At 62.9% G+C, this 811-nt stretch carries 1 protein-coding gene and 1 pseudogene; both read right to left on the bottom strand.

The window, feature by feature from the left end:
- Positions 1-126 (bottom strand): annotated as a pseudogene (locus tag C5F44_RS18295) (peptide ABC transporter permease); the annotation flags it as partial.
- A 71-nt stretch (positions 127-197) separates the two neighbouring features.
- Positions 198-811, bottom strand: a 614-nt coding sequence (locus C5F44_RS17700) for an ABC transporter substrate-binding protein (RefSeq protein ID WP_235822674.1), incomplete at its 5' end; no start/stop codon positions are given.

Below are 811 nucleotides of genomic sequence, written 5' to 3'. Positions count from 1 at the left end.
CCGCTCGCCCGCCATCAGCAGCACGGGATCGCCCGGCAGGATGCGCACGAAGCTGAACGCGATGACCGTGATCCCCAGGAAGGTGGGAACCAGATACAGGAACTTTGAAAGGATGAAGCGCAGCATAGGCCCCCTGCCCTTGCAGAACGCGCGGAGACCGAAGTCCCCGCGCGCCGGATTTCAACCAGATGGTCCGATTACTCGGCGATGTCCACCGTCTCGAAGGTGAAGTCGCCCAGCGGGCTCATCACGAAGCCCGAAACCTTGGACGACATCGGAACGTACTGGGTCGAGTGCGCGATGGTGAACCACGGCGCCTGCTCCTTGAAGATGACCTGAGCTTGCTCGTAAAGCTTGGTCCGTTCGGCCTGATCGGCCGTCACCTTGGCGTCGCCCAGAAGCTTCGAGAAGTCCTCGTTGCACCAGAACGCGCGGTTCGCACCACCCTCACCGGCCGAGTCGCAGGACAGAAGCACCGACAGGAAGTTGTCCGGGTCGCCGTTGTCGCCGGTCCAGCCCAGGATCACGGCGCCGTCGCGGCCGGGTTCCATGGACTTCTGCAGATACTCGCCCCATTCGTAGGACACGATCTCGACCTTGACGCCGATCTTGGACAGGTCTTCCTGCATCAGCTCGGCCGTGCGGCGGGCGTTCGGCATGTAGGGACGCTGCACCGGCATCGCCCAGATCTTCATCGACAGATCCTTGACGCCCGCCTCTTCCAGCATCTTCTTGGCGGCTTCGGGATCGTAGGCGTCGTCCTGCACCGCGTCGTTGTAGGACCACATGGTCGGCGGAATCGGGTTCTTGG

This window comes from Fuscovulum blasticum DSM 2131 (assembly GCF_003034965.1).
In the GTDB taxonomy this organism is placed as follows: Bacteria; Pseudomonadota; Alphaproteobacteria; order Rhodobacterales; family Rhodobacteraceae; genus Pseudogemmobacter; species Pseudogemmobacter blasticus.
Note: the sequence above shows the minus strand (reverse complement) of the source record. Positions and strands in the feature narration are given on the sequence as shown.